At 42.1% G+C, this 15,519-nt stretch carries 20 protein-coding genes; all 20 read right to left on the bottom strand.

The annotated features are described in order from the left end of the window. Nucleotides 1-267 precede the first annotated feature (267 nt). Nucleotides 268-891, bottom strand: a complete 624-nt coding sequence (locus ArsFIN_RS08490; RefSeq protein WP_051297113.1) for an Ail/Lom family outer membrane beta-barrel protein — start codon at nt 889-891, stop codon at nt 268-270. Nucleotides 892-994: 103 nt separating this feature from the next. Beyond that, the gene (locus ArsFIN_RS08485; RefSeq protein WP_026823580.1) at nt 995-3,958 is read right to left on the bottom strand and encodes a phage tail tape measure protein; all 2,964 of its coding nucleotides are present in this window, start codon (nt 3,956-3,958) and stop codon (nt 995-997) included. Nucleotides 3,959-4,012: 54 nt separating this feature from the next. Next, the gene (locus ArsFIN_RS08480) at nt 4,013-4,285 is read right to left on the bottom strand and encodes a DUF1799 domain-containing protein (protein WP_246067395.1); all 273 of its coding nucleotides are present in this window, start codon (nt 4,283-4,285) and stop codon (nt 4,013-4,015) included. A gap of 26 nt (nt 4,286-4,311) precedes the next feature. Next, nucleotides 4,312-4,617, bottom strand: coding sequence for a phage tail assembly chaperone (locus ArsFIN_RS08475; RefSeq protein WP_026823578.1), 306 nt, complete (start codon nt 4,615-4,617; stop codon nt 4,312-4,314). Between the two features lie 13 nt (nt 4,618-4,630). After that, nucleotides 4,631-5,281, bottom strand: coding sequence for a phage tail tube protein (locus tag ArsFIN_RS08470; protein WP_026823577.1), 651 nt, complete (start codon nt 5,279-5,281; stop codon nt 4,631-4,633). A 49-nt stretch (nt 5,282-5,330) separates the two neighbouring features. After that, entirely contained in the window at nt 5,331-5,732 is a 402-nt protein-coding gene (locus ArsFIN_RS08465) for a phage tail terminator-like protein (protein ID WP_026823576.1), read from the bottom strand. Continuing rightward, nucleotides 5,729-6,214, bottom strand: coding sequence for a hypothetical protein (locus tag ArsFIN_RS08460; protein ID WP_026823575.1), 486 nt, complete (start codon nt 6,212-6,214; stop codon nt 5,729-5,731). Before ArsFIN_RS08460 ends, ArsFIN_RS08465 begins: the two co-directional genes overlap by 4 nt. 1 nt (nt 6,215) lies before the next feature. Further along, entirely contained in the window at nt 6,216-6,569 is a 354-nt protein-coding gene (locus ArsFIN_RS08455; RefSeq protein WP_135677643.1) for a hypothetical protein, read from the bottom strand. Further along, nucleotides 6,569-7,054 carry a DnaT-like ssDNA-binding protein gene (locus tag ArsFIN_RS08450; RefSeq protein ID WP_026823573.1) on the bottom strand — a complete coding sequence of 162 codons (486 nt, stop codon included), beginning with the start codon at nt 7,052-7,054 and terminating at the stop codon, nt 6,569-6,571. Before ArsFIN_RS08450 ends, ArsFIN_RS08455 begins: the two co-directional genes overlap by 1 nt. Before the next feature lie 47 nt (nt 7,055-7,101). Continuing rightward, nucleotides 7,102-8,319, bottom strand: a complete 1,218-nt coding sequence (locus tag ArsFIN_RS08445) for a major capsid protein (RefSeq protein WP_071846895.1) — start codon at nt 8,317-8,319, stop codon at nt 7,102-7,104. A gap of 12 nt (nt 8,320-8,331) precedes the next feature. After that, the gene (locus tag ArsFIN_RS08440) at nt 8,332-9,099 is read right to left on the bottom strand and encodes a hypothetical protein (RefSeq protein ID WP_026823572.1); all 768 of its coding nucleotides are present in this window, start codon (nt 9,097-9,099) and stop codon (nt 8,332-8,334) included. A 96-nt stretch (nt 9,100-9,195) separates the two neighbouring features. Then, nucleotides 9,196-10,317, bottom strand: a complete 1,122-nt coding sequence (locus ArsFIN_RS08435) for a phage minor head protein (RefSeq protein WP_026823571.1) — start codon at nt 10,315-10,317, stop codon at nt 9,196-9,198. Beyond that, entirely contained in the window at nt 10,314-11,684 is a 1,371-nt protein-coding gene (locus ArsFIN_RS08430) for a DUF4055 domain-containing protein (RefSeq protein ID WP_026823570.1), read from the bottom strand. Before ArsFIN_RS08430 ends, ArsFIN_RS08435 begins: the two co-directional genes overlap by 4 nt. After that, nucleotides 11,684-13,171 (bottom strand): terminase, encoded by a 1,488-nt coding sequence (locus ArsFIN_RS08425; protein ID WP_135677642.1) that lies wholly within the window; start codon nt 13,169-13,171, stop codon nt 11,684-11,686. Before ArsFIN_RS08425 ends, ArsFIN_RS08430 begins: the two co-directional genes overlap by 1 nt. 2 nt (nt 13,172-13,173) lie before the next feature. Further along, nucleotides 13,174-13,686 carry a terminase small subunit gene (locus ArsFIN_RS08420; protein WP_135677641.1) on the bottom strand — a complete coding sequence of 171 codons (513 nt, stop codon included), beginning with the start codon at nt 13,684-13,686 and terminating at the stop codon, nt 13,174-13,176. A 21-nt stretch (nt 13,687-13,707) separates the two neighbouring features. Next, nucleotides 13,708-13,905 carry a hypothetical protein gene (locus ArsFIN_RS08415; protein ID WP_135677640.1) on the bottom strand — a complete coding sequence of 66 codons (198 nt, stop codon included), beginning with the start codon at nt 13,903-13,905 and terminating at the stop codon, nt 13,708-13,710. A 14-nt stretch (nt 13,906-13,919) separates the two neighbouring features. Further along, a complete protein-coding gene (locus ArsFIN_RS08410; RefSeq protein WP_135677639.1) occupies nt 13,920-14,336 on the bottom strand; it encodes a hypothetical protein in 417 nt (138 codons plus the stop codon). 4 nt (nt 14,337-14,340) lie between these two features. Next, the gene (locus ArsFIN_RS08405) at nt 14,341-14,874 is read right to left on the bottom strand and encodes a KilA-N domain-containing protein (protein WP_135677638.1); all 534 of its coding nucleotides are present in this window, start codon (nt 14,872-14,874) and stop codon (nt 14,341-14,343) included. Nucleotides 14,875-15,047: 173 nt separating this feature from the next. Then, nucleotides 15,048-15,113, bottom strand: coding sequence for a hypothetical protein (locus tag ArsFIN_RS28795; RefSeq protein WP_407062037.1), 66 nt, complete (start codon nt 15,111-15,113; stop codon nt 15,048-15,050). Continuing rightward, nucleotides 15,103-15,504 (bottom strand): hypothetical protein, encoded by a 402-nt coding sequence (locus ArsFIN_RS08400; protein WP_135677637.1) that lies wholly within the window; start codon nt 15,502-15,504, stop codon nt 15,103-15,105. The genes ArsFIN_RS28795 and ArsFIN_RS08400 overlap by 11 nt, the downstream gene beginning before the upstream one ends. Between the last annotated feature and the right edge of the window lie 15 nt (nt 15,505-15,519).

Here is a 15,519-nt window from a genome sequence, read left to right as displayed (position 1 = left end):
GCTGAAGCATGGGAAAATCTTCTGACCGTTTTCAATGGTATCTGGAAATCCACAGAAAGATGTAGTAGTGCTATGACGGAAGGAGCATCTCCCACTTTCCCTTAATGGAATTGTGTCTAAAATATCCTCAAATTTCATATAAAATTCACCAAGATGAAATGTTGTTGCTAAAAAATAAAAATTCGGTGGGCAAAACTTATAATGTAGGTATGAGTCTACCTGACAGTTATCACAGTAATAGCGAATAACTGTCAGGTTAACTACAGCTTAAAACTTATATCCTAAACCAACCGTGAATGCGTCTGTTTTCCATTCGCCACTGCCTGAGCGTTCATAGCCTACATCAACGGTAACGCCCTCGTAAACATTCACTTGCATACCAACGCCGTAGGCTAAGCTAGTGCTGCTTTTTGAAAACGTTTTTTTACCATATTTGGTGACATCTAAATCAAAGTTTACATTGCTATATCCCAAGCCTACTAATCCATAAACACTTACGTATTCATTGATCCTATAAGTTGGGCCAGCCATTAAAGACATATAGTCTCCTTTAATATCCGAAGTATGTTTAGATGTATTTTTATCAACATTCAAAGTAATCGGTGTGCTATAATCTGTTTTCGAATAAGCAAATGAACTGATAATTCCCCAATCATCACTAAATTCATAGCGATAACGCACAAATGCGCCCCCTGCTTTTGAATAACCATCAGCATAAACTGTTGCAATTCCCTCAGGATCTGGTTTTGTTCTATCCGCTTTCTCAGTTAATTTTTTCTCTCCACCAGACTTTACATTCAAATACCCAAAAGAAAGCGTACTTTCACCAGACTTTGCGATTACAGCACCAGAAAATAGTGTTGGAATTAAAAACAGTAACGTTTTTTTCATTGTTTTTCCTTTGATTTTACGTTTGGCCAATAGTGACTGAATCTAAATTGATGCCAAGCATAACAAAAGTGAAATTTTTTTCTATCAAAAATGCGCTCATCGATTAATAACCCCGCCCATTGACTGCCTTGATAATTTTGTTTAAATCACCTCCATCTCGACTTTCTGCCACTAAAACAGATTTGATTTTCTGGGTTAAGGATTGCTCGGCTGCGCGCATATCGACATTGGAAGGGCTTGTCTGCGACGGTTGACCGTCAACATGAATACCGCCTAAATTGACATTAACACCGCTTGCTACGGGTTGCATGCCGTACATGGGCGTTGAAGAGGTGCCCACATATCCACCAGACGCATAACCTCGCTTACTTCCATCCATCAGGCGATACAGGTTAGCAATACCTAACCGCTGAGTCGCTTCTTTGGTAAATACAAATTCCCCACCATGAACGATACCTTTCGGGTCATATTTACCCCCACCACCCACATATCCGCCTGATGAAAAACCTAAAATACCCGCCACTGCCCCGCGCCAGCCTTCTGTTTGCCCACCAAAAGCCGCTTTCATCGCCTGAAGCATCGCCATTTGCGTCATTATCTTCACAATCATCTCAAGTAATGATTTAGTGAAATCAGCAAAATTAGCTTTGCCGGTCATCAAAAAATCAGTCAGTGATTGACTCATTCCTTCAAAGGCAAACCTGGTAACATTGGCGACATTGCCATAAGCATCAGTCGCTTGTTGTTCGAAATTTGTAAATCCTTGCTTAACCCCTGCTTCCCAGTTTTTCCGCAATGACTCCTCATTTTTGTATTTCTCATCAATCAGTGAAAGTCCTCGACCATACTCAGGGTTTTCTTGCTCAATCCCTTTACGGGCCATTTCTTCACGGTATTTCTTCAGTTCCTGCTCTTTCGCTATTTGAATCTCGGTTTTGCCAATACTCTCCAGCCTGAGTCTTATTTCTTCTTGCAATCCATCATTCGATAACCGCAAGGCATTGAGTTGTTTTTGTTTCTCAATTTTATCGCCTATCTGTGCAGCTTCACGCTTCTCAGAGAGAATGGCTTCTTTTTTTAATAATAATGACCGCTCATCTTCACTCAGACGGCGTTTGTTTGTGCCACTTTTGGCCTCTTCAAGAATGACTAGCTGGTTTTCTGTTTTGAAAAGCTCCCTGCGTTGCTGGCTGATAATCCCAACATATTGACTTTCATCCTGTAATGTTCGTAATTCTGCCTGCAGTGCTCTGTTTCTGGCTTGCGCTTCTTCTTCCCAACGTGTGCCTAAAGATGGGCGGTATGCATCAGCTTTTGAGTCTGAACTTGATTTTTCTTTCGCATAACGGGCATTTTCACGCCTTATCGCTTCATCGATAACGGATTTTGAACCACCCGAATTTCTTATTCTTTCAAGCTCACTTTGATGCTTTTCTTCCGCATTTTCATATTTGTGTTTGAGCTCCTGGTCAACCCTAAAACGTGCTTTCTCTGCCTCTTGAGCCCTTACCGCCGCTTGTTTTCTCTGATTTTCAATATCCTGTTGATATTTTTTCTCTTTCAGTAAATCAAGTTCACGCCTTAAATCTGTCGCTGTTTTCCCTGAGGCATTATAATAATTTAATCTTGCAACCGGATTTACCTGGAATGCAACTAATTTTTCCTCGTAATCACGTATCTTCTGGTCTAATGTGTGTTCACGACCAATATCTAACATGCTATCCCAAGCAAGTCTTGCTTTATCTTTAACCGCTGCCCAGGCTGACTCAAGGTAACCTAAATTCGCTTTTATCTGCTGGGTTCTATTATTCGTTGCAGTCGCATAGGCTTCCATGGCAACTTTAGCGGCTTCGTGCTTTCTTCCCTGTTCCTCTAATGTCGATATTTGCGCTAGTTGTGTTGCAGTCAGAAAATGCAGACTTTTGTCAAGTTCGTTAATCGCTTTAACTGGGTCATCTTTGATGCGCTGGAACTGTTTTATTGTTTCATCAACAGATTGACCCACCAATTTTTCCATTCTGGCAGCGACATTGGCAATATTATCAATTTCATTGCCAGAAAATGAACCTGACCCCACAACTTTAGTTATTACATCCGCCATTCCACCTTGTGTTATGCCATCTGCTGACAACTGTTTGGCCAACCTATCAAGTTGCCCAGCCGTTTTCCCTGCATACCCACCCGTTAAAATGAGTTGCTTGTTAAATTCACTAAACTCTTGTGAGCCTTTATAAGCGGCGATGGCAACAGCTGCCGTAACACCTGCCAATCCTCCCATCAACAATCGGGTAGGGGTTAATATTGAGCCTATTGCTTTAAAGGCATTACCAACACCACCAAACGAGTCTTTAATCTGTCCACCTTGCTGCACCAATACCATCCAGGCCGGCATACCGGAAGCCAATGAGGTCACCACATCGGTCATCTGCATAGGTAACATACGCATTGCATGACGATATTGCCCCATCGTTACCGCGCCATTCATAAACGCTTTTTCTTGTTCTTTTAATTTGGCAATCATCGGCGCTGCCTGTTGAGAAATGCCCATCTGCGCCGCTTTTAGTTCAAGAACTTCAGTTCGCGTCTTGCCTATCGTGTCTGATTGCTGTTTTAATGTGTTTAGAAAATTATCAGCGGCTAACTTCGCTCGTTTTGAAGCTTCTTCCTGTGCAAGTAGCGCTCTCCCTTCTGCGGTCAGCGCCAGATTCATCCGGCTTAGCTTATCTCTCGACTCTTCCAGTATCGTGTTGTAATCAATAAACTGGTCAAGGGGGAGTAAACCTTTTTGATGTGAAGCGGCGAGCTTACGGCTAATTTTATCCAGTTCATCAAACGCTTTATTGGTGGGATTAATTCGATTTAACAGGTCATTAAGTTCACTTTTTTGCGTCTTAATGGTTTCTGCATTTCTCAGTGAGGCTAAGCTAACTTTTTTTAATCCGCCCTCCAGATTTGAGGAAGCCTTTTCAACCTTTTCCGCTGTTCCCTGAAATGACTTTAACTTCTGTTCACCTCTTTCCAAATCCGCCGTGTTTACTTTTAATGAAATCGTGGCGATATCAGTCATTATATTTTCCTTCGAACAACTAAACATTTAAAGCCTGTGATAAAAATATCCGCCTTATTGGTGCATTATCGCTAAGGCTTTCGCTTCCATCACCCGTATATCATTAAATAAAGCGCCTTTATCCTGATTAATACCCAAATAATCGATGACGTGGGATAAAACGCTGTAATCCAACCCTGTGGGGCCATTCGCCCCCATTCGCCACTGAGTACGCAGGGCATTAAAAGTAAGATAAGCCTCCCAGACATCTGGCCAGACTTCAACCTCGCTGTCTTCCGGCGTAAAACCAAAGGCGGCTTCAAAGTTGCGGATATCAGTCTCGGTCATGCCGCCATACATGGCCTCAACGACCGCTAGGAGTTTTTTTCGCGTTGGCCTAATAGTTCGCTATAATACGTTGTACTAATGGCGCTGGCAGCTGAGGGATAGTTGTCAAATAGCAGCTTCAAATTATCAGCGTGATAAGGCTCTTCAATCGCCCAGTCAGCAATAATCTGCTGGTAGAACTCATCAATCGGCATTTCACGCATGGTTTCCAGTTCACTCATGGCTTTGTGATTAAAGGTGAAGGTCACCACCTCTGGCTCTTTTTTGCCTGCCACCGGAATGAGGACATTGGCTTTAAACGTTGGCTTGGGTATCAATGTAAATTTTGCCATGCTACATCCTTAATTATACTGCATAGATTTGCATATCAGATTTAAGTGAGAAACGGGCTACCACGTTTTCAACCTCGTTGATAGCTGTATTGGGCACGCGCTGGAAAGAGACCGAAGCAGTAAAATAACGATCCTCACTGGCACGTTTATTGAAAAAACGCATTGCCGTAATTTGCTTGCTGTCATCGAGTTTCATCAATAACGTACGAATAGGTAATTTTGCATCATGTGCAAAGGTATAAACCTGCGTGATACCATTTTTAAAGGTATCAACGGTTTCTGCCTGTTCATCTTCCAAAAACTGAATTTCCTGCGTTTGCTGCTCACCGCCCTCCGTCGATAATGTCATGACTTGCGGCATCGCCTCCCATTCTTCCACTTTCTTCAAGCTTCCTTTAGCACCACCAACGGGAAAAACGGCTTTATCGGTGGTATCGATTGATTCCAGTGTAATACTGGTATCAGCTGCTTTTTTCACTTTAAAAGCGCCTGACATTTTTTTCCAGCCACAATCAATCTGGACAATATTGCCCGTTTTAATGCTGCCAATCGAATTGACAGTTAATACCGCCTCTGTCGCATTGGTAGCCGCCGTAATTGTTATCTCATCCGCATATTTACTAGCTACATAAACACGCGAACCATTAGGAATATTATATGCCATGATAAAACCTCATTATTGGCTGTTGAAAAACCACCATGTGGCGGCAATGTTAAATTGTAGAGTGACAACGATAAGCAACGCTGACGGGGAGAATATAATTAACCTGATCACAGATTGCTGGAAATAAACATGGCTCACCGTTTAAAAAAAGATTATCGGTCAACGAAAAGCCGTTTGTTAGATAATTTATTAAACGATTAGCGACATTCATGACCAATGTGTCGCCCGTTCCTGCTTTGCCAACTACATTTATCTGTATGACACCGCTAAATACAGGCATATCGAGCGATAAACTCAAATTTTTAGTTGTCGCTGGCATGATGTGTAGTTGTAAATAGGGTTCATTGATATCATCGAATTCACAATTTGGCCAGGCAACCTTGATATTTTCAGACTCAGCAAATTGGGCAATATGTGCCCGTATCGCGGTATTAATGGTTAATGGGTTCATCCTTTACGCTCTGCGATAGCCTGATGAAAAAACTGCTGAAATTCTTGTGCCGTGATCCGTACCATACCTTTCGGTGCCTGTTTTGAATGCCCCATCTCAAGTCGATAAGCATAAGGAACCACATTGGAAAAATAGACTGACTTCATGCCCACTTTAAACTGACCGATAACATGATTGCCCTCAGCTTGTGTTACTTCGCCACTTTTATCTATTCGTCCCGTTTCTTTCATTGGTACTTCATCAAACGTCACTTGCCAGTTGCCACGAAATCTTCCCCCCGTATACCCTGCAGGCTTCCTTTCATTTCCTTTTCCCTTTCCGGCTATTTTAGCATTCACTTGCCAGATAGAAGGATTACCGACAGGCGACATCATGACTAACCTTGCAAGTATCTTAATGAATGTCACCTTGGTAACCACTTCCATTTTTTCTTCTGCTTTACTGACAAACGCATTAATGGCGGCTGTAAAATTGTTTGTCATATCAAGCTCTCAATTGTGCAATGAAACAAATAGTTTGGCGTTGGGGCTTTAACTCTTTTACAGCAATCACTCGATGATTTCTGTTATCGATGATAATGATATCCCCCTGTTGAATATTACTCTTTGCATGCGCAATGAATTTAATATCACTGGTTAAAACGAGGGAATTGTCCACTTCATTGATAGCAAACTGTGTCTTTACTCCTACCACCTTTAATACCATATCGGGTTCGATAATCTCCTGACCCTTTTTATCAACATAAAATTTACCTTTTCTTTTTAAGACATAGTCCATGCCGTACTGCTTTATCAAGCGCTCAGTCGTTTTACCCATTCGAGTATAAAGATTCATCATCACCTCACCGAAAAGGTGTTGATGGCAAATCCAGAACGTATATCTAACAAGCCATTAAGCAAACCATTTAACCAGGGAAATTTGGGTAAACCCGAATTTGTCCCCGAGGCATATTGGACCGTGATAGCCCCCTCAATACGTTCTGTGGTCACTTCGCCCCCTAACGTTGGCTGTAAATCCTCGTTCTCTGAATCAATCGCCAGCCGACACTGGGCCATAATGAGTTGCTTAGGGATGGCGTCATTCTCAATAGGCACGCCGTCATAAAATAACCCTGTGCGTGGGAAGGATAGCGGTTGGGTTAAGTGGGTTCGTTTTCCTAACCATGGCTGTGACGCTAAATAGTCCATCGCAGTCACCAGCATCGACTCAATATGTGAGTCATCAGTGGGTATATCAATTCCTCTTTCACGGGCATAGCGCTTTAGATCCTCAACGCTGGCATAACTATTAAATGTTGGCGAATTTTTATCCGAATCAATCATATTCACCTCAAAAAAAGGGACAAAAGTCCCCTTAACTTTATTTTTCTTTATGAAAAAGTGATACTTTCTGTGGTGCGCATCTCACCATCCACTGTCGCAGTGACGGTAAGTTGTCCTGCTGTACTGGCGGTTAATTTGACGCTGGACTTACCCTTTGCATCGGTTTTAGTCGCCGCTTTACTCAATTTTCCACCTGTGCTTGACCACTCAACATTGCCACCCTGGACAGGTTGATTATCTTTTGAGTAATCAAGTGAAATGGTCACCGCATCGCTGTTATTGGCTGTCGCGGTGGTTTTATCCACAGATAAATTCAAACTCGCTTCATGCTTCAATTTTATCATTACGCCTGCCGTTAATTTGTTACTGGTGAAATGTTTCTTCCAGTTGCCAGCTGTGCCCAATTTTGTCAGATCAGGATTAGTTCCTTTTGATTCATCCCAGCTGTAACCGAGCACGCCCACATTTACCACGCCTTCACCTCGATAGCCAACGCCTAAATTTTCCTGATCGTTGATTTCATAAGAGCGAAAATGAGGTTCCTGGGATTCCGTGATAGTGATAGCCCCTGGGACTAAACCAAATATAGCATCAACAGGTGCAGTATCGGTGACTAATACGGGTTTACCTAGCGTTCCAGGTTGGCCGCCGTAAATTACCACGCCTGCTTCTTCATAAACCTTGTTATCAATCGCCTGATCAACAATGTCAAAATAAGTTGTTGAGTGCATGACAAACAAATTGACACGGTTGAATTTATCCCCGTATTTGCGCAACCCCTTAGTGAGGGTCTTCTTGCCATCGGTAGCAATATTAGCCGTGACCATCATATCCGTATTAGCGCCAATCGCAGCCCTCAATGCTGCCAGGGAATACTTGATATAGCCTTCAAGCGAAGCATCAGCAGCATCCGTACCCACAAGCTCAGAAAATTCTGAAACATCCCTGCCACGTCGTTTAAATGACTCTTCGGTGATTTCATAGGGGCCATATTTCCAAGGGGCTTTAACGTCAACGGATTCTCCCGCCCCAATTTTCTTACCGGTAACTTTATCCGTAGAATTCACGTCACGATGTTCAATCGAACCACTTATCTGATAAAATGCCCGTTTACGTAAATCGCCTTCAATAAAAACATTATCTAGTACAATTGCGCCATTAGATGCCTGATTAAACACCTCAAGATTATCTTGTCTGCGCTCTAAAAATGCGGTTTGAGCCAAATCATTATAAATAATTAAATCACTATTAACCGTCGTTGCCATTATATTAATTCCTTACTTTGGTAATCCCAGATAAGCTTCACGACCGAATCGCCGGATATATGCGGCCTTATCAGCTGAAGACATCTGAGAACGTTTAAAATGTGCGCCCCCTGACTTACTATCCCCTGAACCTGTACCGGATGCAGAAGGAAACAAATGGGGGGCACTTTCTTTTAGCGAATCAATCCACTCAGCGGGGGTTAAAGGTGTACGGCCATCTTTACCCATAATCGGATTGTTTTCCTCATCAACAGCGACGGCCTGACCTTCGTCATTGATTTTAAATATGCCCTTGGCACGTAATATCAAATCTTCCTGAGCACTGGCTAACGCGCCGGATTGACTTGCAGCTGCACGAATTTCATCGCCTAAAACCCGACTGCGGAATTTATTGGCAAATTCTTCTGCCTTTTCCGCCCTTCGCTTCTCAGATTGTAGTTTTTTTTCTACATCATGGCGCAATCGTTCCGTGCGCTTATTGATAACCTCGTCAATCTTGCCTTCGGCAAGCAACTTCGCTTCTTCATCATTGTCAAAGCGTTGCAAAATGCCTTTGACCTGTTCAGGATCGATTCCTTCAAAGCGTTTTAGATTCTCGTTTTGTTCTTTGAGTTTACCGAGTAATTCACTGTTTTTGGCTTTCAGTCCCACCACTTGCTCATTAACCTGCTTATCGATAATGGCTTGTAGTTCAGGCGTGATTTGCGAACCACTGCCGCTACCACCATTAGGATCATCGGCTGGTGAGTGGTATTTACGATCGATATTGATAAAACTCATGATTTCCCCTTGGGATTTGTCTATGCGCCTTGCGCGTTAAATTTAGTAAATAAAAAAACCCGCTTATCCGCGGGCTTGATGTTAATTAATGCAGTATTAGCCTAATTCAGCAGCAATGAAGGCTTGTTTATCTATTTCTTTCAATTTATCCAGTGTAATAAACTCACCTTTATCGCTATAAAACTGGGCCGGATGCATGCCACCCTCTTTCATAAGCCGGTAACGGACTTCACCAAATACCTGCTTTTGTCGCCAAGCAGGTTGTCGTTGTATCCATTGAAGAAAGGTTGTCTCGGCAAGTATTTGTCCATCCATCGAGGCCCGAGTGCTTTCGTCCATTTCATCAACATCAATCCCCAATTGACGCCATGATTTAGTGATCAATGTTTCAGTCGAACGACAATTCCAGTGAATTTTTCCTGGTCCTTGCAAATAGGGCACTTTATGGCCGATTGGCTTACCTTCAAGGGTATATTTCAATTGATCGCGAATAATACAAGCGGGCGACGTTTTATTATCCAGGGTAGATAACCACTGTTTGCCCGCCAGAATGTCTCTATTCGCTTCAGCAAAATGATTTCTGGCAGTTGCCTGCAGATGATTGATTGCCGTTTTGGCAATAGTTGTAGCATTAGCCCGACTAATTTGTAGCGCACCGTCTTTATAACCTTGCTTGGCGTGACCACGGATGTTACGACCAATTTGCACAGCACTATCCCCATTTAGATAGCCATTGCGAATGGTATTATTAATGCGCATCATGCGGTCTTTTTCCAGCCCCTCAGCCCACTCAGATAACAGTTTTCCCTGCAATGGGCGCGCCATCACCGCTGCATAGAGCATATCTGTGGTGAGACTCATCAATGGATATTGACGAAGAACAACCCCTGGCATTAGAAAATCAAATAAAGCGGGATAATAATCTACCTCATAGTGTGCATGCGCTTTCATCTCGGCGCTTAACAGAGAAAACGCGCTGGCTACCGCATTTTTATTAATAGCCTTAACACTGGCGAGCAAAGATTCTAATCGCCTAACAGTAAAACTATCAGCATCAATATTGGCGTCATCTAGTGCCACAATTAAGGATGCACTAAGCTGGGCATCAAATGCATTGAGGGCGTTGACCATTCTCTTTGCTACACCGCTGGCATAACGACTGGAAAACAGCGAGTGAGCAAGTAACTCATCCATCAGGCGCTCATTCACCGTTCTCATCGCTCACCTATCATAGTGGGTTGCTGATTGTTAAGTTCATCAATGACATCATCAACCTCATCAGCCGGATTGATAATGTCAAATTTTTGCAAGTTACGCACCAAGTCAGACTGACGGATGGCGCTAGATTGCCAGGCTGACACTATCTCACGTATCATCGTGCTATCGGCAATGTGATTGACCAAGTCCCTATTAATTTCAAAAGCGCATTTATCAGGTTCAGCACCCGCATATTCAGCGCACCACTTTAACCCTTTAGTTAAACCTTCTGAGACATTCGCGCAACAGATACTCAGGACAGATGTTTGTGCACTTAATTCACCCACTGATTGAATAACGGTTTTCACTTTACTATCAGCGGAAACTAATTGAGCGCCCAGCCCCACCATATAATCACGCTTGCTGTCCATCGCTTCTTTCGCTAGCATGTTAGGCTGTGCTTGAATGTAACCACAGGAACCTTGCTCAGGTAACAAAATGGGTGAGCGGGAGCCGACTAATATACCCTTTTTCTCTAACCAGTCACGCCATTCATCTTTCAAGCCGCTAATATAGGGTTGCACCTGACCACAGAAAAAAACCGAATCTTCATAATCGGCGGAATTTCGATAATGACCCAAATTGATTTTGGCGAGTCCGAGTAACGGCGCTTCATCAATAGTGTGATCATTATTTTGAGCACCAATAAAGGTAAACGGGATCTCCTCCCAAGCACCTGAGCCACCGCGATCAGGGATATATTCAACATCTATTTGGTAAACACTGTTTCCTGCGGGTTTTCGATAAACGCGACAGATAAATTTCCCTTCTTCAATAGCCAGAACACGATATTGAATGGCATCCTTGAATCCAAAACCGTCTTGTTCTTCTACTGTTTCACGTAATACCACCAGAGTTAAGCGATTACGACCATTAATGCGTTGCATTCGCCAGTTGATAATATCTTCGGCTTTGTATTGAAAAAAATAGACTTGCTTTGACTCGTTGTTATAATCGACATATAAGCCATGTCGCCCCACTTCCAAGACGGATTCCAATGACGATTGGGCTAACTGATAAAGACTTGAACCCGCTCCATCAGCATCCTCTTTCAGATAAGCCAGTCTTTCGTCAATCTCAACCAGCGGATCTTTTTTAAAAGCCATTCCTATCATCCCATTACGGGTATGACCGGTTATCGGATAAAACACCGCACGATCTTGATAATCGCTATTACGTTTCCTTTTGCGTTCTTTATTCGATTCTTCTAATATCGGCAGATAGCTTTTTACTGAATCATCTCCTTTACAAACTGTCCGAACTAATGCCCATTGCAACACAAACAATTTATATTCAGGACGGGTAAAATCAACATTAGACATACTCATTAGAATGTGGTTCCTAAATTAATCTCAAAGGCGGGACGCTGTTTATTTTTTCGGCTAACCGCAAAATATCGAAATGCATCAGCATCATGTGACGTAAAATCATGTAGGGGTTTATCTTTCCAGCAACCCAGCTTGTCATCCCACTCTTTGCGATAAGCTTCTAAATGAGCAACTCCATCGGCACATCGATGTTCATCAAATACACAATTTGGCAATATTTCACGTACCGCCTCAATACCTTCATCAATTGAAAGTTTTGGCACTACATCAAATCGTATTGCGTATTTCTGCCCATCTATTTCATAACCTTCTCTTGCGATTTCACGCCTGGATTTTGCGTCAGAACCAAATTCACGATTATCAATATCATGAGGTGCATTGTGACTGGCGTAGGTATAGCCTTTATCTTTCAGTATCTTCATGTAATGCCGCAACCCTTCACCACTATTTGAGTAGTGATCAATGATATGAAATTCAATTCCCACTTCACGTACAAACCAGATTGACGTTGAATCACCAACCCCAATATCCCAATATGTATGTACTGGCAAATGTGAATTATCAGGCAATGTGCCAATGCGTTTATTTTGATAAAGATAACGAAACTGCCTGGCATAGTAGGCGCCTTCTACTGACTGTTGGAAAGCTTCAGCGGGAAGTGAGGGATATTCCCGCTTCATATCATAACCAAGCGTTTTCTCTTTTGCGTAATACCAGGCTTTCTGTTTGTCGGTTAACCGAATGCCATGTTTGCCGGACAGCTCAGTGAAATAATCAATTAGCCGCTTTGGAATGGGCTCCACCGGATCAATTGCATAATTATTGTTTTCCCACCATGGGAAGAAAAAGAATTTCCAATCGAGCTGTGAAAGTTTTTTTACTTGAAGTTGTGCTTTTTCAGCAGACTGACAATAATCATAAAAGTAACCAGATCTTCCCTCGCCCGTGCTTTCTATAGTGACAAAGCAATCACTGGATACCGCTTCAAAAGCACCAGTTACAATTTCACGTGCCTTATCGGGATATTTTGCACAAATCTTGCCAAATTCAGAAACATGCAGATAACGCAATGTACCACCGCGAAATGAAGTACTAATGTAAAGTGAACCCCCTTTATGGAATACCAGTTCACCCGCTGAATCATTACTGGCTGGGTTAGCCGCTTTTATTTCAGCCGGTAGTCGCTCATAAGCGTATTTGGTTTTTTCTCTGAATAATCGCCTAGCATCATTAAGAGTATGCGCAATTAATGCACACCTGGCAGATTCAAATAACGCCGCATCAAGCTGAATAATACACACTTCAGTCGTAAACCCTAGCTGACGCGCCTTTAGAATGATGTTTCTGGTATGCATTCCTTCAAAATAGAATAACTGCTCAGGGGTCATGTCAAATCGAATTGGTTTTCCGGTTTTATCCGTTATCCAATAAAGATGATTTAGTCGCCAAAGCTTATCGCGCAATAAAGCTAAATGTTGTGGCTTCATAGTTATTTTTGTGAAAGTTCGTCCATAAGATTAGATAACATTCCGACCACATCATGCTCATTTTTTACTTGTTCTCTAAAAGCCTGTACTGAGACATGCTTGCCAAGTAACTCAAGGTTTTTAACTTTATCTGGCCACTTTATTTTTTTGAGCAATGCTTCTGCGCCATCAACTCGTATGGCTGCAATATCTAAACCGCTTAATGTTGTCCGCCAGACTTTAGGCCAATCTTTGATCGGTCTTAAATCGCCAGAATCGGTCAGAATATCGAGTACATCCATTTGGTCGATCTCAACCAGTCGCTTAAGCACGTAGTCAGCATTGATATCAATACGATTCTTGCGCGCTTCCATAAGCGCTTGAATGCGTTTCTGAATGTCTGGTTTTGTTACGTTCTCACAACCTGTTTTACGTGCTGTTTTTTCGCTATAGCCGGCTCTTATTGCCGCCTGCGTCGCGTTCAAATCAATCAGGTACTCGCGACAAAAGGCTTCCTGTTTGTCTGTGAGAGTCATAACATCTACCTCAGTTGATAATTATCTTGTTTTTGTCAATCTCGCCCATCGTTTAGCCTGATTGAGACAATCTTCTAGCATCTTGCCTCGTTTACTCGCTGGCTGTTTGCGGTAATAGCGGATAGCTTCACTTGTGGCTAAGCTGGCGACAGAGTTAGAAAAACCGAGCTTCATTAACTCGGCCTTGACATTGGTTTCGATGAACTGTTCGTGGTTCATGGTAACGATCTACGTTATTCAAATGAGATATGGGTGAATTTCAGGTTTGCCCATTCACTTTCTGTTGGAAAAATAAGCATTCCTCTATCATCTTTAACACCAATATCCAAGAGCATATTGCCAAATTCATGAAGCAATGCGTTCATATACTTGATACCACGACGGTTTAACTGTGGAACTTTGCCAGCGCAAATTATTGCTCGTGGATCTGCTTTTTCGCTGAGTGGTGTCATCAATTTCACATAAAACCTCGCTCTCCATTCCGGCGATTTTCTGTCCCCGAGATAACCATCAAGCAAAGGCATTAAAAAATGACGACTGACTTCGATATCCCCCGTTTCATAGCGGTAGACGGGGCGACGATTCGTTGCCATCAGGTAATACATATAAGCCTCGGCTACTCGCCAGCAAAAGAATTCATGTGTAGTCATTTAATTAAGCCTCTATCAGTCCAGGTATGGTCATTTGCATTTCTTTGATCAACCTTTCTCTTTCTGATTCAAGCTTATGCTTTTCTCCACCAAGACCCCATTGATTCATAATCTTTGCAGCACTACTTACATTACTTTTTTTATTTTGATAGTGAAGTTCTAATCGATTTGCCTGAGCAAACTTATCTAAATGACCGAGAATCGCCGCACGAAATGTTTGATAAACTTTAACTTCAAATGCAGGAGACAACCAGGCAGCATATCTTAATGCAATCAATTCATGAGACCATGTTCCCTTCTCATTTCCACCATTAAATACAGTAAGTATTTGATTTTGTTCCAGAGTGTTTTTTAGCACTCTGGTCACTTCTTCAACAAATTCCTTAATTCCATCAGATTGTAAGAATTGACTCGGTACTTGCCATTTTTTGGCTAAACCACCTGCAATAGCTGCTTTGTGCAAATCATTAAGGTTATAAGTCCCATGCTCATTGCTGCGAACATGAATATTTTCGATATCAATAACCGAGTATTTCATATGATGCTAACCTTTCAAAAAAGAGACCTCAGCTCACACAGAACGCACAGCCCCCGAACGCATCATGATTGACTGACGTTCTCTGAGGTCTATTTTGTGAATTGTCTCGGGTTTATTTAAATGCGCGGTGAGGGCGCGGTGATTGTTAAGATTTGAACGTGCCAATTAACGATTCATTGACACTGTGTTTTGATATAACTCTGTAAGTATTCCGTCTGCTTCTCATTCTCAATTATCATCGCTGGGAGATAAAAACTTAACAGACATTTTCATCACAAAAATAGTGATAAAAAAAATAATTCCTGTCGCTATCCAACCACAATAAGCCAAACTGACGAACTCAATGCAAATCAGAACTTTATTCAGCATTTTGCTAAAATTTGTTTGATTGTTAATTCTTTTTGCATAGTTAATAAATCCTTCTCTAGCTTCACCTCTAGACAAATTAAGTATTTTGACAAAATTAATGTTCAAGGTTGACATTGCTACCGCCAATACAACAAAACACCAAACCAGCGCAACCCCAACGTTAAAAAACGGATTGTTTTTAAAAACAACACCGGAAAAAATCAACATAGTGAGAATGCAATGCACCCAACTTTCCTTAACGCTATCTATTATTTTTTTCACTTATTTTTTCCTATT

This window comes from Arsenophonus nasoniae (assembly GCF_004768525.1).
GTDB classification, from domain to species: domain Bacteria; phylum Pseudomonadota; class Gammaproteobacteria; order Enterobacterales; family Enterobacteriaceae; genus Arsenophonus; species Arsenophonus nasoniae.
This window is presented reverse-complemented; position numbering and strand designations above follow the sequence as displayed.

Bases quoted from the DNA above. Each gene is read 5' to 3' on its own strand.
- ArsFIN_RS08455 (WP_135677643.1), bottom strand. From the start codon at position 6,569: ATGATGAATCTTTATACTCGAATGGGTAAAACGACTGAGCGCTTGATA.
- ArsFIN_RS08475 (WP_026823578.1), bottom strand. From the start codon at position 4,617: ATGGCAAAATTTACATTGATACCCAAGCCAACGTTTAAAGCCAATGTC.
- ArsFIN_RS08410 (WP_135677639.1), bottom strand. From the start codon at position 14,336: ATGACTACACATGAATTCTTTTGCTGGCGAGTAGCCGAGGCTTATATG.
- ArsFIN_RS08405 (WP_135677638.1), bottom strand. From the start codon at position 14,874: ATGAAATACTCGGTTATTGATATCGAAAATATTCATGTTCGCAGCAAT.
- ArsFIN_RS08480 (WP_246067395.1), bottom strand. From the start codon at position 4,285: ATGACCGAGACTGATATCCGCAACTTTGAAGCCGCCTTTGGTTTTACG.
- ArsFIN_RS08420 (WP_135677641.1), bottom strand. From the start codon at position 13,686: ATGACTCTCACAGACAAACAGGAAGCCTTTTGTCGCGAGTACCTGATT.
- ArsFIN_RS08445 (WP_071846895.1), bottom strand. From the start codon at position 8,319: ATGGCAACGACGGTTAATAGTGATTTAATTATTTATAATGATTTGGCT.
- ArsFIN_RS08470 (WP_026823577.1), bottom strand. From the start codon at position 5,281: ATGGCATATAATATTCCTAATGGTTCGCGTGTTTATGTAGCTAGTAAA.
- ArsFIN_RS08450 (WP_026823573.1), bottom strand. From the start codon at position 7,054: ATGATTGATTCGGATAAAAATTCGCCAACATTTAATAGTTATGCCAGC.
- ArsFIN_RS08490 (WP_051297113.1), bottom strand. From the start codon at position 891: ATGAAAAAAACGTTACTGTTTTTAATTCCAACACTATTTTCTGGTGCT.
- ArsFIN_RS08415 (WP_135677640.1), bottom strand. From the start codon at position 13,905: ATGAACCACGAACAGTTCATCGAAACCAATGTCAAGGCCGAGTTAATG.
- ArsFIN_RS08485 (WP_026823580.1), bottom strand. From the start codon at position 3,958: ATGACTGATATCGCCACGATTTCATTAAAAGTAAACACGGCGGATTTG.
- ArsFIN_RS08425 (WP_135677642.1), bottom strand. From the start codon at position 13,171: ATGAAGCCACAACATTTAGCTTTATTGCGCGATAAGCTTTGGCGACTA.
- ArsFIN_RS08440 (WP_026823572.1), bottom strand. From the start codon at position 9,099: ATGAGTTTTATCAATATCGATCGTAAATACCACTCACCAGCCGATGAT.
- ArsFIN_RS08465 (WP_026823576.1), bottom strand. From the start codon at position 5,732: ATGAACCCATTAACCATTAATACCGCGATACGGGCACATATTGCCCAA.
- ArsFIN_RS08460 (WP_026823575.1), bottom strand. From the start codon at position 6,214: ATGACAAACAATTTTACAGCCGCCATTAATGCGTTTGTCAGTAAAGCA.
- ArsFIN_RS08435 (WP_026823571.1), bottom strand. From the start codon at position 10,317: ATGAGAACGGTGAATGAGCGCCTGATGGATGAGTTACTTGCTCACTCG.
- ArsFIN_RS08430 (WP_026823570.1), bottom strand. From the start codon at position 11,684: ATGAGTATGTCTAATGTTGATTTTACCCGTCCTGAATATAAATTGTTT.